The organism is Helicobacter sp. 11S02629-2 (assembly GCF_002272875.1).
In the GTDB taxonomy this organism is placed as follows: Bacteria; Campylobacterota; Campylobacteria; order Campylobacterales; family Helicobacteraceae; genus Helicobacter_I.
In genome coordinates this window covers 1-16,861 of sequence record NZ_MLAN01000015.1, presented here as the reverse complement: position 1 = coordinate 16,861, position 16,861 = coordinate 1, and the positions used below count along the sequence as shown (strand labels likewise).

Annotated in this window: 18 protein-coding genes; 6 read left to right on the top strand and 12 right to left on the bottom strand. The window is 35.2% G+C overall.

Annotation, left to right across the window (positions count from 1 at the left end):
- Positions 1 to 5 precede the first annotated feature (5 nt).
- From BKH40_RS07615 to BKH40_RS07605, 3 genes are all read right to left on the bottom strand, one after another.
- Complete coding sequence (locus BKH40_RS07615; RefSeq protein ID WP_095278364.1) at positions 6 to 587, bottom strand: hypothetical protein; 582 nt, start codon at positions 585 to 587, stop codon at positions 6 to 8.
- Between the two features lie 65 nt (positions 588 to 652).
- Positions 653 to 1,060 (bottom strand): hypothetical protein, encoded by a 408-nt coding sequence (locus BKH40_RS07610; RefSeq protein ID WP_095278363.1) that lies wholly within the window; start codon positions 1,058 to 1,060, stop codon positions 653 to 655.
- On the bottom strand, positions 1,061 to 1,906 hold the full coding sequence (locus BKH40_RS07605) for a hypothetical protein (RefSeq protein ID WP_095278361.1): 846 nt from the start codon (positions 1,904 to 1,906) through the stop codon (positions 1,061 to 1,063).
- A 128-nt stretch (positions 1,907 to 2,034) separates the two neighbouring features.
- On the opposite strand from BKH40_RS07605, the gene BKH40_RS07600 reads away from it, so the two are divergent.
- The 6 genes from BKH40_RS07600 (at position 2,035) to BKH40_RS07575 (ending at position 8,677) form a co-directional block, all read left to right on the top strand.
- Positions 2,035 to 3,525 (top strand): hypothetical protein, encoded by a 1,491-nt coding sequence (locus tag BKH40_RS07600; RefSeq protein WP_095278359.1) that lies wholly within the window; start codon positions 2,035 to 2,037, stop codon positions 3,523 to 3,525.
- A complete protein-coding gene (locus BKH40_RS07595) occupies positions 3,522 to 4,337 on the top strand; it encodes a hypothetical protein (RefSeq protein ID WP_095278357.1) in 816 nt (271 codons plus the stop codon). Before BKH40_RS07600 ends, BKH40_RS07595 begins: the two co-directional genes overlap by 4 nt.
- Positions 4,337 to 6,385, top strand: a complete 2,049-nt coding sequence (locus BKH40_RS07590) for a hypothetical protein (RefSeq protein WP_095278355.1) — start codon at positions 4,337 to 4,339, stop codon at positions 6,383 to 6,385. Before BKH40_RS07595 ends, BKH40_RS07590 begins: the two co-directional genes overlap by 1 nt.
- A gap of 61 nt (positions 6,386 to 6,446) precedes the next feature.
- Complete coding sequence (locus BKH40_RS07585; RefSeq protein ID WP_095278353.1) at positions 6,447 to 7,817, top strand: hypothetical protein; 1,371 nt, start codon at positions 6,447 to 6,449, stop codon at positions 7,815 to 7,817.
- A 10-nt stretch (positions 7,818 to 7,827) separates the two neighbouring features.
- On the top strand, positions 7,828 to 8,187 hold the full coding sequence (locus BKH40_RS07580) for a DUF1353 domain-containing protein (RefSeq protein WP_180675165.1): 360 nt from the start codon (positions 7,828 to 7,830) through the stop codon (positions 8,185 to 8,187).
- Between the two features lie 124 nt (positions 8,188 to 8,311).
- Positions 8,312 to 8,677, top strand: coding sequence for a hypothetical protein (locus BKH40_RS07575; protein WP_095278349.1), 366 nt, complete (start codon positions 8,312 to 8,314; stop codon positions 8,675 to 8,677).
- Between the two features lie 402 nt (positions 8,678 to 9,079).
- Here BKH40_RS07575 and dnaG read toward each other — a convergent pair whose 3' ends face one another.
- The 9 genes from dnaG to BKH40_RS07535 all read right to left on the bottom strand — a co-directional run.
- Positions 9,080 to 10,669: a DNA primase gene (dnaG, locus tag BKH40_RS07570; protein ID WP_095278347.1), complete on the bottom strand. Its 1,590-nt coding sequence runs from the start codon at positions 10,667 to 10,669 to the stop codon at positions 9,080 to 9,082.
- Positions 10,670 to 11,552: 883 nt separating this feature from the next.
- Positions 11,553 to 12,005 (bottom strand): hypothetical protein, encoded by a 453-nt coding sequence (locus tag BKH40_RS07565; RefSeq protein WP_095278345.1) that lies wholly within the window; start codon positions 12,003 to 12,005, stop codon positions 11,553 to 11,555.
- Positions 11,999 to 12,385 (bottom strand): hypothetical protein, encoded by a 387-nt coding sequence (locus tag BKH40_RS07560; RefSeq protein ID WP_095278344.1) that lies wholly within the window; start codon positions 12,383 to 12,385, stop codon positions 11,999 to 12,001. Before BKH40_RS07560 ends, BKH40_RS07565 begins: the two co-directional genes overlap by 7 nt.
- On the bottom strand, positions 12,375 to 12,668 hold the full coding sequence (locus tag BKH40_RS07555) for a hypothetical protein (protein ID WP_095278342.1): 294 nt from the start codon (positions 12,666 to 12,668) through the stop codon (positions 12,375 to 12,377). Before BKH40_RS07555 ends, BKH40_RS07560 begins: the two co-directional genes overlap by 11 nt.
- Positions 12,669 to 12,689: 21 nt before the next feature.
- Positions 12,690 to 13,946, bottom strand: a complete 1,257-nt coding sequence (locus tag BKH40_RS07550) for a hypothetical protein (RefSeq protein ID WP_095278340.1) — start codon at positions 13,944 to 13,946, stop codon at positions 12,690 to 12,692.
- Positions 13,939 to 14,379 carry a hypothetical protein gene (locus tag BKH40_RS07545; RefSeq protein ID WP_095278338.1) on the bottom strand — a complete coding sequence of 147 codons (441 nt, stop codon included), beginning with the start codon at positions 14,377 to 14,379 and terminating at the stop codon, positions 13,939 to 13,941. Before BKH40_RS07545 ends, BKH40_RS07550 begins: the two co-directional genes overlap by 8 nt.
- 1 nt (position 14,380) lies before the next feature.
- Positions 14,381 to 14,509, bottom strand: coding sequence for a hypothetical protein (locus BKH40_RS08990; RefSeq protein ID WP_257842541.1), 129 nt, complete (start codon positions 14,507 to 14,509; stop codon positions 14,381 to 14,383).
- Positions 14,502 to 15,701: a site-specific integrase gene (locus tag BKH40_RS07540; RefSeq protein WP_095278336.1), complete on the bottom strand. Its 1,200-nt coding sequence runs from the start codon at positions 15,699 to 15,701 to the stop codon at positions 14,502 to 14,504. Before BKH40_RS07540 ends, BKH40_RS08990 begins: the two co-directional genes overlap by 8 nt.
- Positions 15,702 to 15,725: 24 nt before the next feature.
- Positions 15,726 to 16,861 (bottom strand): hypothetical protein (locus tag BKH40_RS07535; protein ID WP_180675164.1); only part of this gene is annotated, 1,136 nt, incomplete at its 5' end.

The following is a 16,861-nucleotide window of genomic DNA, read 5'->3' as shown; positions in this document are numbered from 1 at the left end:
TCTCCTTATCTTCTATTAGCTGGTAAGCTTACATCTAGTGCAAGGCTGTCTTCTTCATCTACTGCATGGCTTGCATCGAGTTTTTTAGGCAAGTCTTTTTCTTTAGGGACTTGTCCTCTTTGCTTCCAAAAGTTATAAACTAAGCCTAAGCCTTCTTTAACACTTTTTGCCTCTCGCAAGGCTTTTTCTTCTGCCTTAGTCATGTCATTATCCATAAACGCCTGCAAGACATCTAAGTTAGCATCTGGATGTTCAATCAAAAAGGCTTCTTCATCACTTCTAATTTGCTTATTTGTTTTTTTGGTGTTTATAGAGTGACTTAGCTCTTCTCCTTTTTGTTGTAAGGGCAAGAGTTTTTCTTCTATATAAGCTTTTTTCTTTTCTTCATAGAGGGCTAAGAACTTCTTTAGGTCTTGATAAGCTAAGGCACTTTCATCTTCGCTAAGACTGTTTGAAAAATCCTCTATAAAGTTACTATCAAGGGCTCCCGTAGTCTCTTCTAGCTCTTTTTGAAGCTCTCCTAGCTGATACTCTTCTATAGATGTGTCATCTGGGTCTTTTTTTAACTCTGGATTGTTTTCATCCATCTTTTTCTCCTTATAGTGTTTGATACATGGTATATTTTTTTAGAATTAAAGAAAATTCTAAAGCCTTATAAGACTTGTGAAAGCAAAGCCCTATTAGCTAAGTCAAAGGCTTTTAGATGCAAGATCTCTTTTTCTTTGTTTATCTCACAAAGGTTTATAAACTCTTGTATTGCAAGCTTATAAACTGGGTTATAAAGCTCTCCTGCCAAAGCCAAATCTAAGTTATAGATAAAGTCATCTTCTTTGTAGTAAAAAGCTAGGTTTAAAAAAGTGCTTTTTGCAAGCACAAAAGAAAGCACTCCTTCTCCATCATAAACCCTAAAGGTGCTCCCATCAGGAAGGGTGTAAAAACTATCTTTGATGTTTATAGGAAGCAGTTTAGTGTTAGTAAACTCTTTTATAGTGTTGTTATAAAAATCTTTAAGATTAGCCGCTTCTATGATGGTATCTAGTTCTCTAAGCCGCGTAAACATCTAGGCATCTTCTAGACTTAAAGCATTTAGGTCTTCTTTAGAAGTAGCCTTATTTATAGCTTTTAATATTAGTTTTAGTCTTGCTTTTAAAAGTTCATGATAAAGCTTATAGTCTTGTATGTTTTTTTTAGTTTCTAAAATCACACTACCTAGCTCTCTTGGTGCCTCGCTTTCTTGGTTGATAATATCCATGGCGGGAGTTAGGGCTTTATCAAAGGTGTTTAGATAGCTTTTAGCTTCATCTTCTAAGATATCAGCCATGCCTTTATACTCACTAAAGCTAGCATCATGTCTTGCTTGCAGTTTTTGCAAGTAGGTGTTAATGATGCTTTTTAGTTTTGCAAGCTTATCTCCTTTGACTAGAGGCGTTTTAGTCTCTACTACTAAAGGAGTGCTTTTAAGCTTTCTAACTTCTATGGTTTTGTTTGTTTGGAGATTTATCTCTTGATGTGTGTCTTTATCTAGCGTTATAGTCTTAGTTTGGCTATCTATATCTTTTATGATGTATTTTACATTTAGTATATAGATCTCATCTTCTATCTTTAAGTCATTAACGTCATTTAGTACTAACTTTTTTTTGTTGTTTTCTGGATTAACTCCAGTTACAAATTTAGTAGTATCAAAAGCCATAGTACTAGGTAGACTTTCATCTTGAAGCAAAGTGTCGCTTCTTTTATCTTGGCTTCCTGCTTGTGTGCTTGAAGTTGTATCTTCACTTTTGGGGCTAGCTGAGAGGCTAGCTTCCCTGCCATCTTGTGGGTTTGATACTTCACTTTCTGGTGTGGCTTCTTTTTTTTCTTCTACAACTTCTTTGTTTTCTGTAGTAACTGCATTTTCTTCTGCCATGTGTCTCTCCTTAATATTTAAGTAAAGACATCTTAGAAAAAAGAGATATTTTAAAAAATTCTAGAATTGTTTTGTGTGTGTGAAAGTTTATAAACTATGAAAGTAAAATGCATAAAGAAAGGTAAAATATGGCATATACCCCTATAGACCCACAATATAGCTACACCATAGCTAACGCCCAAAATAAGCTAGCCCAAACTAGCCTAAGCCCAACGCTTATAGACTTTCAAAACTCCTTAAAAAGTGCTAATGATAGCTTTTTACAAGGTATAAACAACATAAGTAGACAGCAAGCTAGTAATCTTGCTTTAAAAAAAAGTAAAGAAACTCTAGATAATGACATAAAAGCCGCTAATGCCGCTAATGCATGGAATGCTTACAGGGCTAACTTAGAGCTTAAAAAAGCAAAGCAAAACGAAGCTAGTATCTTAAATACAGCAAGTGCTTTGTCTAATAAAGATGAAGCAAAAGCACAAAGTGACTTACTTCAAGAAAACGCAAGTCTTAGGGCTATAAAGACATATGATGAAAGTGGTGGTATAGAAAGAACAAAAACTAATGAGATAAAGCAACAAGACTTAAATCAAGATAGCCTAAAAAGACAAGCAAGACTTAATAATGATGTTTTAAAAAATATGTTTTCACATCTTTATAGCACAAAACAAAACGAAATAGGAGCTAATTTAAATAACTCTAAAACGGCTTTAAATCAAAGTAAGGTAAGTAGAGGGGTTTCAAACTTTATAACAAGTCAAGACCTAGAAAACTTACAAAACCTTAGCAATATAGATGGAACGCTAAGCCTTGCTGGAAGAGTAGCAAGAGAGATAAGAAGCAAAACTGGTAGCTTTAATCCAACCGCCTTGCCAAACCCTCTAGAAGTTAATGGTATAAAAGACTTTGCTTCTTCTTACTCACAAAACTTAGGAAGCATAGGAAACTACTTGCAACAAGACTTAGTAGGCAACTCTCCTAATAACTTTAAAATAGACAAGCAAGCCGCAACTGAAGCAAGGATAAAAGAGCTAATAGGCATAGCACAAAGTGCTACTGGCTTAAGCCCTGAAGAGCAAAAAAAGTACTTTCAAACAAACAAAGCAAGGATCATCCCACTTATACATACAGCCTTTAGCCCAAAAGAAAAAGAAAACATACAAGGCTATCTAGGAGTACAAGAGAGGGCAAGCGAGTTAATAAATCAGATAGAAAACTACGAACAAGATAAAGGCAACGTACAAGTAGACACCATAGTAAGCAACGTCTTAAGATACTTGCCACTTCCTGAAGGAGTTTTAAACAACAAAGATAGGGTTGCTATAGCAAGCCTTAATGGTAATGCTAAAAACCTCTTTGTAGGCTACGCTAAGCTAGCTATGGCTGGAGTATTAAGTAATCAAGATATAAACCTTCTTAAAGAAACCTTCCCGCAACTAAACGAAAATCAAAGCGTTGCTATAGGTAAGTTTTTAAGCTTTTTTGGTAATGCTAATAGTACTTTTGCGGCTAAGTTTTATAACGATAAAGACTTAGCAAATACAGTAACTTTAGGAAACTTTAGGCTTTATGAAAAACAAGCCCAAGACTTAATGACTAAAGTAGTTAAGGGGATGGAAGAGTGAGTACTGTATATAGCGATAAGTTTAAAGAAAACTTCAAACTAGTAGAAGAGACCTTAAGTAACTCCGAGTTTTTTAAGCAAGCCCAAAAGGCTTTAACTGACCTTATGCCAGCTACTTCTTTTACCAAAGCAGAGCTAGCTAACGCTTATGCTTCTTTTATGGCACAAACTTATAACGGAACGCTTCAAGTAGCAGTACAAACAGCCCTAAGCCTAGAAAGTAATGAAATCCAAACTACCCAGCTAAAAGCAAAAGGTAATCTAGAGCTTCAAACCTTAAAGTCTAATCTTGAAAAATCCCAAAAAGAAAACGCAACCTTGCAAGCCCAGTTTTTAAATCTAAAAACGCAAGCTTTTTCCATAGCCAAATCAGCTAATGATAACGCACAGATGAATAAAGCAACTTTATATATAAACTACACTAATGTTGTGTCAAACTCAACCTCTCCAGAGACTGCAAAAGAGCTAGTAAAAGATGTACTAGATAGTGTTAGGGCTATAGGAGTAGATAACGCTTTTAAATATAATGACGACCTTGATAAGCTAGTGGTTCCTGATAATAATAGTTCTATAATTATTTGGAGTGAAGATGAGACTTTAAAAGTAGGTGAGTTTACTAAGCTTTATGTAAGTAGTAGTCTGACTTTAAGCAATATATCTTGGAAAGAAGGAGGCAAAGAGCTTTCTAACATTAAAGAGCCTTTAGTTAGTTTTAGTTCTACTGGTATAAAAACTATAATCTTTAGTGCTAGTTATAACCACGAAGGAGAAAGCAAGCAGCTAGAAAAACGCTTAAATATAAGAGTGATTTAATGCTTGATGAGACAAGAGATAAAGCTATATATAAGGCAAATAGAGAAGCTAGCTTTTTAGAGTTAGCTTATAAATATAACTTTAAAGACGAAGCTAGCTTTAAAGAGCATTTCTTAAGAAAGCATGAGAAAAAAAAGCTTGATGCTTTAATACAAGAAAGAGAAACTCAAAAAGATAAGCTAAGAGATTTTGAAAAAAATAATGAAATATCTTATGCATATCATAGAGGAGGAGACAACCTTCAAGACCAAATGAGATTTACAGATGTAACAAAAAGCTTTTTTGCAAGGCATGGAGTAAACCTTCCTGATACCTATGTCAGTTTTAGTAGTGGGAGAAGTAACCCTGATATATCACAGTATTTTTCAAGACTACAAAAGATACTAGATGATGGGGCAAATAAAGACTTTGACAAAAAGGCTAATGACTTATGGCTAGGTTTGCAAGACATAAAGTTAAGCAAGGAGTTTAAATACTATCCACCTATAACCTTAGGCGAGTTTTTTAATAAGGCTAAGAAGTATGGCTTTTTTGCTAACTTAGATGCTAAAAAAGAAAACTTAGAACTAAATGACTTTTTTAGGGCTTGTGAAGATGATAGTATAAGAAACTTACAAGACTGGGATAGACGCATAAAGCCACACTTCAAAAATCTTAATGTGAACAATGAAATAATACTTTGCATAATCATGGCAGTGCGTTTTAAGCACTTTCACTCTAATGCTTTGAGGGCAACTTTTGAGGGATTAGAAAGAAAGGGGTTTTGGGCAAATCTAATGGGGGTTGTAATAGACTACATACTTCCTATAGTAGGCATAGTATTTAGTGCTTTAACATTAGGACTTGGGTCTCCTCTTGGCATAGCGACTTTGGCTATAGGGACTTTAGGTATAGGAGTTAGTGCTATAAGCTTTATGGTAGCAAAATACTTTAACTCTAGGCTAAAGACCATAGAAAGTGAGGTAAAAAACACAAGAGAAGAAGCACTTAAGATAAGACAAGAAAGCTTGCCACAAGCTGGGGCTAGGATAGAAACAAAGCCAAGCAGTAATCTTTCTAACTTTGCAGGAGGTAGTAGCTATAATGCTTTAAAGGATGGTAACTTAGACTATATGGGTAATGCTACAAAGCCTTTTTTACGCATGATAGGAGAAGATAGTGGCTACTCTAGTCTATATAAACTAAATGAGAACTTTTTAAATCCAGCTTCTCCACACTACTATGATGTCTTATCATCTAAATCTAGCTTAAAAAGCTTGCCTGAAGTTCAACAAGCCTTTATAGAAGCAGCCAAAGGGGTAAACTTAAGACGCTTTATGCAGCAAGATGAGCTTTTAAAAAGACTTAGGCAAAAAGATGCACTACTTTACCCGCTTTTAGTGTTTTCTCATAAAATAGAAGGTAGAAACCCTGCACCACTAAGGGCTTTAATAGATCCTAGATTTAAACACTTTGCAGGAGGAAGAGATAGACAAGAGAGGGCACAAAATACCTATAATACTATGCTAAGCACTGACTTAATACTTTTAGAAAGCACTGAGTTTAGCTACTTCTTAGATATCGGACTAAAACTAAAAACGAAACATCATCTAAAGATAGAAGTGCCAAAAGATGTAGAAAGAAATATAAGCAATATAGTTTTTTATGGAGACACTTTTAGGGATAGAAACGATAAGCTTCAAGAAAAAGATAGACCAAATCAAGAGATAGAAGATGCTTTTAATGGGAGAATGACACCACTAAGACAAGCACTACTAGAACTAATCAAAAAGCAATCCCCTAATCTAAAAGACATCCCACTTAAAGACTTATATCTTGAGGTTGCTAGAACTTTTAGTCCTAGTCAAAAACTAAGATATGACAGAACATCTTTTGGTGTAAAAATACTAAGGCTATATAAAAATCACTACCCAAAAGGACAGCAAGCCACCATAACACTAGGTAATAAAAAAGCAAAAACTAAAGTCCACTATATACTAGATGATAAGATAGGCATGGTAGCCTTTGATATAAGTCCTTTTATCACTCCAAAGTTTTTAGAGTTTTAAGAATTTTAAAAACTTCTCTTTTTTGTAAAAATCCTTATAAAAGTTACTACAAGGAGTGAAAATGACCATAGAAGAGTACAAAGCAAGCCTAGTCTTGCCAAAACCTTTAAGTGAGATGAGCCCAGAGGAAAAAGAAGCCTTTCTTACAAGCCACCAACCCCCTAGTGAACTAACAAGAGAAGATTCTTCACTTGTGATACTTCCTGTTTTAGTACTTTTGGGGTTACAAGATAAGTCACTGGAGTATGACTTTTTGCCTTTAGCGAAGGCTACAAAGATAAAAGATTACCTTGAGCTTACACTTTTTATACAACTAGTAAACTTTGCAGCCTTTAGTCAACATAAAGATGATCAATCTTTTTTGATAAACGCAAATATAGCTTTTATAAATCTTGCTTCAAAGTATGGCAAAACTATGGCTGTTGGGGAGGGAAACATGGATGACCTCTTGCCTGATATAGATATAAAGCAACAAGACTTAGACAATCTAAAAAAGTATGATGAACTTTTTAAAGCAGGTAATAAAGAAGCAATAAATACGTTTTTAAAAAGTCTTTTTGAAACTATAGACATAGATGCTTATAAAAGAGCTAACTTTACCCCTCCAAAAGATATAAGTGAGGACTTACTAGCAACTTTTTTTGAGATAAGAAAGAGACGTTTAGAAGAGATAAAAGTTTTAGATAAAAACGCTTATGAGACCTTATTAAAAGACTTAGAAGAAGAAGAAGCAAAAACCCTAAAAAACAAAGTAGAAAAAGTAGAAAAAGTAGAAAAAGTAGAAAGCAGCCCCTTTAGTTCAAAACTCCCTACGCCAACAAAATCTAGTGGAACCTATACTCTTCCTTTTAGTGAGTTACAAGCTATAAAAAAGAGCTTTAAAGTAAGGGTTAATGAGTATAGGGTAAATGGCACTTATAGAGGGGAAGACTATGATACTTTAGCTTTACTTTTAATTCAGGCTGGAAGTGGAGAAAAAACTAGCAATCTCACAGGGTGGTTTGATACGTGGCATAAAACAGAATATGGCACCTTCATGGATCTAAACCCAAGGGCTGATACTGCAGCAGGAGGCTATAATAGAAGAACTGAAAGAACTGGGCGGGCAAGAAACTATATAACAGGGAGGAATGGAAGCAGTGCAAGTTTTGGGGTAACTGTAGTAGCTGGAGGCATAGGGAATGCAGAAAGTAGGCAGCAAGATGCTGAGTATAGAAAAGCAGTAAGAACTCATAAAGTCTTTTGGGGGCGTAACTATGACACTACTGCTGAACACTTTGGCTACTTTAGTCAAATAAATCCTAATACTAATCCGACAAAAGGCTTTGTAGATGCTAGGCTAGTACAGATTAAGGCTTATGAAGAAATAGGCGTTTTTGTGAACTCCTCTTATGGTAATGGCTACTGCAAGATTATCACTTTACTGGCTTAAAGGAAAAAAGATGCAAGACCTAAACGCAAAAGAAAGGCTAATCGTAGAAGTTTTAGATGATGGAGTAAACTTTAAGCTTATAAACCCACTTCTAATATATGTTGATAGCAACCCTTACATAATACCCGCTGGTTTTATAACAGACTTTGCTTCTATACCTAAAATCTTTCATAGCTTTCTTACTCCAACTGGAAGATATGCTAAGGCTAGCGTGCTTCATGACTACTTGATATATAAAAAACAAGGCACACGCCTCCAGATAGACAAAAAGTTTTTACAAGCTATGAAAGATACAGGGGTTAGCTTTTTGACACGTTATGTTATGTACTTTGCTGTAAGGCTTTATGTTGGCATAAGTGGAAAGAGGTAAAAACTTTAAGGTTCCTTGTAACCCCTCTCCACGCTTAACCTTTAAGGTAGTGGAACACTACCTTAAAAGAATTTTAATCTCCCTCTTAATAAGAATATACTAGTTTTAAAAAAGAGGAGAAAAGATGAACCTAGTAAGCCCACTCAAGCAAGAAGATAATAGCTACATACTTTCTTTTAGCCCTATAAAAGGCGTAAATAAGCCTTTAAATGTAAAAGTAGATGAGTTTAAAAGTAATGGCATCTATACCTCTCCAAACTATGACACTATCGCCTTAATCTATTTGCAAGCTGGGAAGGGAGAGTATAGGGAGGATGACTTTACTGGCTTTTATGGAAGGAGTGATAGGCATGTGAAGATTGACGGTCCTGCTGCTAACTACAATTTTAATGTTCCAGAAGTTTGGCTTAACTACATATCTCAGTCTATGAACTTTAGAGGGGGTAATAATGCCTCTCTAGCTAGTTTTAATACGGGGGGGGGGGGGTAGTTTTACTAGGTGGACTAGGAAGTGCTGAGACACTACATAAATACTATGTCTACGTAGAAAAAAGAAAACAAATACTTCAGTTTTATGCGCAAGGATCGCAATCAAAGCCTGTTGGCTGGACGCCTTGGGAACGTATCAACAACCCTGATAATAACCAGTGGGAAACCTATAGCGTTATTAATGCTAAAAACTCCTTACCTACACTAGGAGAAAGCACGCTTAGACTTATAAGCCTAAAGGCTAATGAACAAGTGACTATAACCCTTGAAAGCCCTTATGGCAATGGCTACTGTAAGATCATAACTTTTTTAAAGTAAAGTAGCTTTATGCCTTTTGTTTATAAGCTTTAAAACGCTTAAAAGCCCCTCTTTGCAACTTTAAGCGTAGTGGTTAATACAAAGGCTAAAAAGGCATTAACTCGCTTTGTTTTTGTTTATAACTTTCTTCTAAGACTTTAAGCTCAGCTAGCTTAGAATCTAGAGCTAAAGAAGTATCTAGTATCTCTTGTTTTTTCTTTTCAAAATCTTTTTTTAAAAAGTTGCTTAGTAAAAAGTAAAAATCTGGCTCTATATAGATACTTTCATCTTCGCTTATATCTTTTAAATCACTATTTAAACTATCACTAACTAAGGCTTTATAGGCTTCTTTTGTAGTTAAAAACATGCTTTCATCAGTAAAAAGTTTAACTAGACTGACAAAGTCATCATTCAAAAAACTTGACTTTATAAGAGTAGCTTCTAACTCGTCATAGCTTTTTGACTTTTGAGTATAAGCTTGCTTTTTTAAGCTTAGCTTTGTTTTAAAAAGCTTTGAGATGTCTTCTTTATAGCTTTGTTTCAAAAAATTATCTTGGATGCTATTTAAAAAGTTAGTGACTTCTTTTAAACAAAGGGCTTTTTTCTCTTTTTCTAAGTCATCTTTAAAGCCATGTTTTTGCAAGATACCTAAGATATAGTACTTAAGTATAGGCAAGCTTTTTATGCTATCTTCAAAGCTTTTAGCTTTTAGTAATAAGTCATTGGCATCTTTTATAGTTTTATCACTAAAACTAACTACGTTTGCATTGTAAAAACCTTCTTTTAAGCAAAGTTTGACTGCTTCTAAAGTAGCCTTCTTTCCTGCTTTGTCATTATCAAATAAGAAATTAAGCTCTATATCTTTTTCAAAAAGCCCTAGATGCCCTAATGTAAAAGCAGTCCCACAAACTGCAACACTAGGGGCTCCTAGACTATAAAGACTTATAGCATCCATATAGCCTTCTACTACGTAGCAACGCTTACTCTTAGCTATTAGCTCTTTTGCTTCATAAAAGCCATAGAGGGTAAAAGACTTATTATAAAGACTGCTTGCTTTGCTGTTTATATACTTTGGTTGTTTGTCTTTATCTTTAGCCCTCCCACTAAAAGCTATCACTTTGCCAAACTTGTTTTTTATAGGAAACAAGTAGCGATTAGCAAAGATGGTATAAAGACCATTATCCCCCTCACTTAAAAGCGTTCTAGCTATAGCATCTTTTAGGGCATCTTTGCTTTCAAAAAACTTCACTATCTCATAATTAAGCGGCAAAACGCCTAGCTCGTAGTGGGTTATAACTTCTTTGCTTAAACCTCTTTGTTCAAAATACTTAGAGGCTTCTTTTTCTAAAAGACTACTAGCATACTCGCTTAATAGCTTATAGACATCTTTATATTTTATAACTTCACCTTCATCATAGACTAGATTAAAATTAATGATGTTTGCTATCTCTAAGCAGGCTTTAGAAAAGTCTAAACCCTTATAATCTTGCACAAACTTTATAGCATCACCTTTTGCTCCACAGCCAAAACAAGTAAAGATGCCCTTTTTTTCATGGACACTAAAACTAGGCGTGCTTTCTTCGTGAAAAGGACAACAAGCCTGATAGTTAGACCCGCTTTTTCTTAAAGGCATATAATGGCTTATAACATCTACTATATTGATATGAGACTTAAACTCTTCTAGATTTTTTATCATGTTTATCCTTTAATCGTTTTTCATATTTGCTTACAACTAACGCATAAAGGAAGGAAGAAGTTTGTGAACTACTAACCTCCCCACTTATACAAGGGGGAGGAAGGCTTTATAAAGCCTTAAAACTTCTAGCTTTTATCTTAACAGCTTATATATCTCAATAAGTGCTATAATAATGACTAGAACTTTTGTTAATAGTTCAAGGAAAACCATTACTAAACCTCTGTTACTCTTTATCTTTGGCTTGCCACAAGCCTAAGATAAAGAGGAGTGTTGCTTAGATTTACCCTTAAGGCTGGAACCCCTAAGGGTAACAACCTCAATATGATTATATCCTATCCCCTTACCTTCCTAGCTTTTTACACTTGTGCGTGCTTTTTTTTAAGCTCTTAGCCTTCTTTGTTTTTTATAAAACATAGTTAATGACTTATTTATATCTACTATGTTGATATGAGACTTAAACTCTTCTAGATTTTTTATCATGTTTATCCTTCTTTATATGTGAAGGTTAGGGGTAAGGAGGTAATAAAACAAAGGAGACAAAAGTAGGTTTTGATATAATTTTTAGCGAGGTTGTTACCCTTAGGGGTTCCAGCCTTAAGGGTAAAATCAACACAACCTCTATCTTTTTGCTTATTAGTTACGTGGTCTAATAAAGCTTAAGATAAAAGGTCGTTGTCAATGAAGTGCCTTGAACTTTTGGAAGAAGTTCTAGTCATTATTATAGCACTTATTGAAATATATAAGTTACTTAAATAAAACTAGGACTTAAGGTTAACTCCTTGCCCCTGCCTTTTAACGGTGGGGGTTTTTTTAAAAGTTTAAAAAATATTCATACCTTTTTGGCTCTTTTGCCTTTACTTCTCTATTTACACCCCTTACCTTCCTAGCTTTTTACACTTGTGCGTGCTTTTTTCTTTTGTGCGGCTTTTTCTTCTAGCTTAATCTCTAAGTCTTGCATCTTTTCATAAAACTTTTCCATGTCGTTTTCAAACCTTAAAAAGATCTTTCTAGCCCCTTCATCTGCCTTTTGAATTAGAGGGAGTTGTAAGCTTTCATAAGCTAAAGACACTGCTCCTAGATAGTATCTAAAAGCTCCAACTGTGTTATCTTCAAAAAACTCTTCTATGAAAATAAAATCATCACTATTTGGACTTCTTTGCTTAAAAAGTCTAAAGGCTTTTTGATGGAACTTTAAGTCCTTGTAAAGATGCCTAAGCCTAGCCTTAGCTTCTAAGATATCTATACTATCATCAGCCCTAGCATCTTTTAGAGTGTTATCTAAATAATCTATTAAGCAATTAAGCTCTTTTCTTATGTGTCCTAGTCGTTCTAGCATGACTTCTCCTTTAAGGTAGTTTTAGATAAGGCTTTTAAGGCAGCTTGTAAGTCTTTAGCTACTTCTTTTAAGTCGCCCTTGCCTGCTAGGAGTTCTTGGGACTTTGTATCATCTAGCTTTAATATAGAAGCTATCTTGCTTACATCATTTAGTAAAAGATGGTTTTTATAAATCCACTCACTTGGGGTTAAAAGCCTTAAAGGCGTAGCGTTAATGTGGCACTGACTTATACGCATCTTTATATATCTAGTAAAGCGATATCTAGCTATCTCGCTTAAGCTTTCAAAGATTAGTATTTCACTTTCTGAAAAGTGGGTGCGAACTAGAGGGCTAAGGTCTTTTTGGGTTTTTGGATTGTATGCTTGGTGATTAAAATTCATCTTTTTCTCCTTTTGCATCAAATGCAGCTTGCAACTCTTTACCATAAGCCTTTAAGCTTTCTTTTTGGCTCTCTTCTTGTTGGCTTTTTTCTTGCTCACGCTTTTCTTCTAAGCGGTGACTAACCCAGTTGCTATAAACTTTTAGCTCTTCTTTTAGTTTTGTGATATCAAGCTCTTTTTCTCTTAGTTCTAATTTTTGTTTATAGTTTATAGTCTCTAGGTCTATTATCTTTAACTCTAGCTTTTCTACTTTTGCCCTTAAGGCTTCTAGTGCTTTTTCCATGTTGTTATCCTTTGTGTGTGTTTAGATATCTATCTCAAAGATAGCTTCTTCTTTGTTTTGTTCAAGATAGGCTTCTTCTTTTTTTCTTTGTTCTTCTTCAAGCTGCCTATAGGTTTTAAAGTCTAAGATGTCGCTTTTATGGAAGTACTTAAGCTTAGGGTCAAAGTCCACTTCTGTGCTAAAGTGCTCTCCAGTTTGCTTGTTCTTCCTCATAGTTATAAGCCTTTTGTATCTATCATAAACGTCATTTTCACCAGCTGGAAGCCTTTTAGCTTTTCCGTGTTCTAGTGGCTTAAGCTTGTTTATATAAAGGTACATATCTGCTTCATTCTCTGCTAGCTTAGACCCCATAACCCCAAATCCACTTTTGGGATTTTGCACTATAAAAAAGATAGTGACTTGATGCTGTCTAGCTAAGCTTCCTAGTCTTTTAAACTTTATGGTTTCTCTTTCTTCTTGATTTATCCCATTAGTTTCTACACGCATCTGAGAATCTATTAAGAAAAATCTAACTCCTTGAGTAGAAAGATTAATGATGTGGTTATAGATATCTTGCAGGCTATAAAAGTCATCTAGTACTATTAGATTATCCCTTAAGTTTTGATAGTTAGCCCCATAGTGTGCTTTTAACTTAGGGAAGCGTTCAGGATAGGTATTACCCATAGGGAACTCTAAGGGTAAAAAGCAAGTTTTTACAACTTGGCTTAAACGCTCTATAATCTGTACTCCTAGTGAAGTCTTCCCTGCTTCTGGATCACCTCCTATAAGCACTAACTGCCCTGTCTTTATCCCACCATAACAAGAGATATCAAAGAAGTTAACTCCAGTCTCATAGTTTTTAGAAGTTGGCTTATGTCTTAGCTCATCTTCTACATCTCCTAAAGTCTTATACTTATAAACACTAAAGTTCATCTCTTCCATGTCTTGTGCTATGTCTATGATCTTGTTTTGCTTGCTTGCATCATAAAGCTTTTTAGCAATCTCTCCTTGCTTTCTTAGCTTGTATTCAAAAGCTAGTCTTTCATAAACGCTGCTAAGCGTTTTTAAAGTCGTAGCTTTTAAGATGTCTTCCATGATAGAAGCACTAAGATACTGCTTTAAAGAGTAGATATCAAAGTCTTTGTTTTCTCTATGAAACCTTGCTAATGCTTCATAGACTTTTTTCCCATCTTCACTAAAATATCTCATAGGATTTTGCACAAAGAAGTTAGTTAGCTCTTTAGTCTCAAGCAAGCTTATAAAGATAGTAGCTTCTGTTTTAGTCAAACTACTAGCCATGTTTTGCCTTTGTACAAACTAAAAGCTTATAGGCTTTTTTGAGGTTGTTTTTTATACTCATAAACTCCCTATCTTCTCTTACGCTCTTTTTTAAATCACGCTCTAAACAGAAAAATATAAGCCTAACTACAGTTAAAGAGGCATTGGCTTGATACTGCAAGTAAAAAGTGCTTAAAACGTTGTTTATATAAAGCTTAGAGGCTTTTTTACTTAAGGACAAAAGCTTTTTATAATTGGCATTACTTAGTGTTACTTTGGTTACAAAGCACTTCTCATAGCTGTTTTCTTTTGTGTTGCCTTTTACCTCGTTAACGCTCAAGCAGTAGTCTATAACTACGCTTTTAGTAAAGCCATGCTTTGCTTTAAACTCATCTAAAAAACTATTTAGCTTAGAATCTATTTCTATGTTAGGAGAGATTATCTTTGTAATCATTTTACTGCCCCCTCTTGTTTAGCTTTTTAATAAGCTTGCAGTTTTGGACTTTACGGTAGGTAAAAAAGACATCTTTACTTGCAACTCTTGAGACAAACACTGCTTTTAGAAATGAAAAAAACTTACTCATCATTCACCCCTTTATATTCAAAAAGACTAGGCTCTTGTTTTAAAAAGCTTGGCTTAAAGCCTTCGCTTTGTACTTTGTTATAAACATCCATAGTCATGGATGTGTTTGCATGCCCTAGCATCTGTGAGATAATCTTGACATCAGCCCCATTTTGTAGGTTTAAAGTCGTGTAGGTATGTCTTAAGCCATAGAGTGTATTAGTCTTTATCTCTAGCTTTTTAAGTAAGGTTTTAAAGCTTTCTCCCAGTGCTCTAACAAGGCTTTTTGGCTTCAGGTTCGTCTTAAAGATAAAGCCAGTTTTTTGTCCATTACAACTTAACTCAAAGATGTAGTCGCTAAGCCTTTGGTCTATATAAACTACCCTTTGAGAACTTTTAGTCTTAGGTGTGGTTAGTACCTCTCCACTAAAACCTTGCCTGATGTTTACAGACTTAGCTTTGTGATCAAAGCTTTCAAAGCTTAAAGCTATTATCTCGCTAGGTCTTGCCCCTGTGCCTATGGCTATCTCTAGGTAGGTTTTTAAAGTGCTATCTTCGATAGTAGCACTCATGATAGTTTGTATCTCATCTAGGGTAAAAGACTTGTTTCTAAAAGTGGCTGGGTTTGGCTTGCTTTTAACTTCTAGGGCTGAAAAAGGGTTGTACTCTACATAATCAAGATTGACAGCGAGGTCAAACATGGAAGTAAGTAATATCTTTAGCTGTTTTTGAAAGCTATAAGGCTTTATTTGTACATAGGCTTGAAAAAAATCTCTAGCAACTACTTTTTTCCCTAAGACTACAACTAGCTCTTCGCCTAAAGTCTCTTTTAGATATCTTAGTGCGTAAGTATAAGACTGAATAGTGCCCGGTTTTAATCTATAAGTGGCATCTTTTAGCCACATATCACAAAGGGCTTTTATCCTAAGTGTGCTGTCTCTTTTCAAGATGGCACTTGCGTAAACTTTGATATGGTCTAAGTTCCCTGAAGTTTGTATAAGCAAGGCAGCATAAGACTTTATAAGTCCCATGTACTTAGCACATAAGTCCACATTGCTCTTATTTGCATTTAGTTTAGTGCTTAAGCGTATGCGAGTAGCTTCTAGCATCTTGTCGATATAGATGACTTGGTTTTTCACAACTAAGCCTTCTGGGAGTTCTAGGGCAACTTGGGCTTGTGTGCTTAAAGTTTGGTTGTTGTTTTGTGTGTTCATTGGAGTTCCTTTTAAAAATTAAAATTAAGCTTTTAGCTTATGGCTTAATTTAGCAAGCTCTAGGCTTATATGTCTAGAAACTAGCTCTTGCGTTTTAGAAAGACTAGGGCTTGTGAAGGATTTATCTAAGCTTTTATGCTCTAGGCTCTTTTTGACTTTGTGCTTTTTATGGCTTAAGGTCTTAAGGCTACAACCTTGTGCGTCTTTATAATCAAGACAAAAAAAATCAATAGCAAAAAAAGAAGGCAAAACTTTTTTGTGTAAAAAAACACTGTGAAAAAAACGATAAAAACAAAGAGAAATTTTTCCCTCTAAAAGATCTTTATTTTTTATATTTATATTCTTACTACAAGTAATATTGTTTCTAAGTCTATTGTTTCTCTTTTGTTTCTTATAATAAAGAAAGGGAGAAGTCTCAAGTTGGGACTTTTTAGTCTCAAGTTGGGACTTTAGAGTTAGTTTAGTAGGGGTTGTTTTTGTGTCATCTTGGGACTTTTTTGGGCTTAATTTGGGCTCATTTTTAGGGGGGTTTTTTGATGCAAAATTGCTTTCATTTAAGGGGAAATCTGCAGGGGGTATGATTGAGTTTTCTCCTTTTTTATGGTATAAAAAATCTTCATAGCTAGCATCATTTAAAGAGTTAGCATGTCCTTTTTGAAAGTAGAACTTTTTGGCTTCGTAGTATTTTTCAGTTAGACGTATAGCATTTTTGTCTTTGTCTACAAAGCCTATGTCTTGAAGCCTTTTGATGCATCTAAAAAGGGTTGAACGCCCAGCTCCTGTGATACTTACAAGCTTAGATATGGGATAAGTGCAAGCGGCGTGTTTTTGACAGATATACTCTAGCTGGCTAAGGATGTTAGCCATTTTAAAAGTTAGCTTATAGTCGTGGACTAAACGCAAGTCTAGGGTTTGGATGCTTTTTAGTGGTGTGAAGTTTTTGCTTGATAGGCTTTGTGGGTGGCTTGCTTGGCTTGCTTGGCTTGCTTGGCTTGGTTGGCTTGGTTGGCTTGGTTGGCTTGGTTGGCTTGGTTGGCCTGTTTGGCTTGGTTGGCTTGGTTGGCTTGGTTGGCTTGGTTGGCGTGGTTGGCTTGGTTGGTTTGGTTGGGTTGGGTTGCCTGGCTGTGGTGTTTCCCATTCGCCCCATACGCGGTTTCGCT

Excerpts from the sequence above, each read along its gene's own strand:
- BKH40_RS07615 (WP_095278364.1), bottom strand. The coding sequence starts at position 587 with ATGGATGAAAACAATCCAGAGTTAAAAAAAGACCCAGATGACACATCT.
- BKH40_RS07610 (WP_095278363.1), bottom strand. The coding sequence starts at position 1,060 with ATGTTTACGCGGCTTAGAGAACTAGATACCATCATAGAAGCGGCTAAT.
- BKH40_RS07605 (WP_095278361.1), bottom strand. The coding sequence starts at position 1,906 with ATGGCAGAAGAAAATGCAGTTACTACAGAAAACAAAGAAGTTGTAGAA.
- BKH40_RS07600 (WP_095278359.1), top strand. The coding sequence starts at position 2,035 with ATGGCATATACCCCTATAGACCCACAATATAGCTACACCATAGCTAAC.
- BKH40_RS07590 (WP_095278355.1), top strand. The coding sequence starts at position 4,337 with ATGCTTGATGAGACAAGAGATAAAGCTATATATAAGGCAAATAGAGAA.
- BKH40_RS07585 (WP_095278353.1), top strand. The coding sequence starts at position 6,447 with ATGACCATAGAAGAGTACAAAGCAAGCCTAGTCTTGCCAAAACCTTTA.
- BKH40_RS07580 (WP_180675165.1), top strand. The coding sequence starts at position 7,828 with ATGCAAGACCTAAACGCAAAAGAAAGGCTAATCGTAGAAGTTTTAGAT.
- BKH40_RS07575 (WP_095278349.1), top strand. The coding sequence starts at position 8,312 with ATGAACCTAGTAAGCCCACTCAAGCAAGAAGATAATAGCTACATACTT.
- dnaG (WP_095278347.1), bottom strand. The coding sequence starts at position 10,669 with ATGATAAAAAATCTAGAAGAGTTTAAGTCTCATATCAATATAGTAGAT.
- BKH40_RS07565 (WP_095278345.1), bottom strand. The coding sequence starts at position 12,005 with ATGCTAGAACGACTAGGACACATAAGAAAAGAGCTTAATTGCTTAATA.
- BKH40_RS07560 (WP_095278344.1), bottom strand. The coding sequence starts at position 12,385 with ATGAATTTTAATCACCAAGCATACAATCCAAAAACCCAAAAAGACCTT.
- BKH40_RS07555 (WP_095278342.1), bottom strand. The coding sequence starts at position 12,668 with ATGGAAAAAGCACTAGAAGCCTTAAGGGCAAAAGTAGAAAAGCTAGAG.
- BKH40_RS07550 (WP_095278340.1), bottom strand. The coding sequence starts at position 13,946 with ATGGCTAGTAGTTTGACTAAAACAGAAGCTACTATCTTTATAAGCTTG.
- BKH40_RS07545 (WP_095278338.1), bottom strand. The coding sequence starts at position 14,379 with ATGATTACAAAGATAATCTCTCCTAACATAGAAATAGATTCTAAGCTA.
- BKH40_RS08990 (WP_257842541.1), bottom strand. The coding sequence starts at position 14,509 with ATGAGTAAGTTTTTTTCATTTCTAAAAGCAGTGTTTGTCTCAAGAGTT.
- BKH40_RS07540 (WP_095278336.1), bottom strand. The coding sequence starts at position 15,701 with ATGAACACACAAAACAACAACCAAACTTTAAGCACACAAGCCCAAGTT.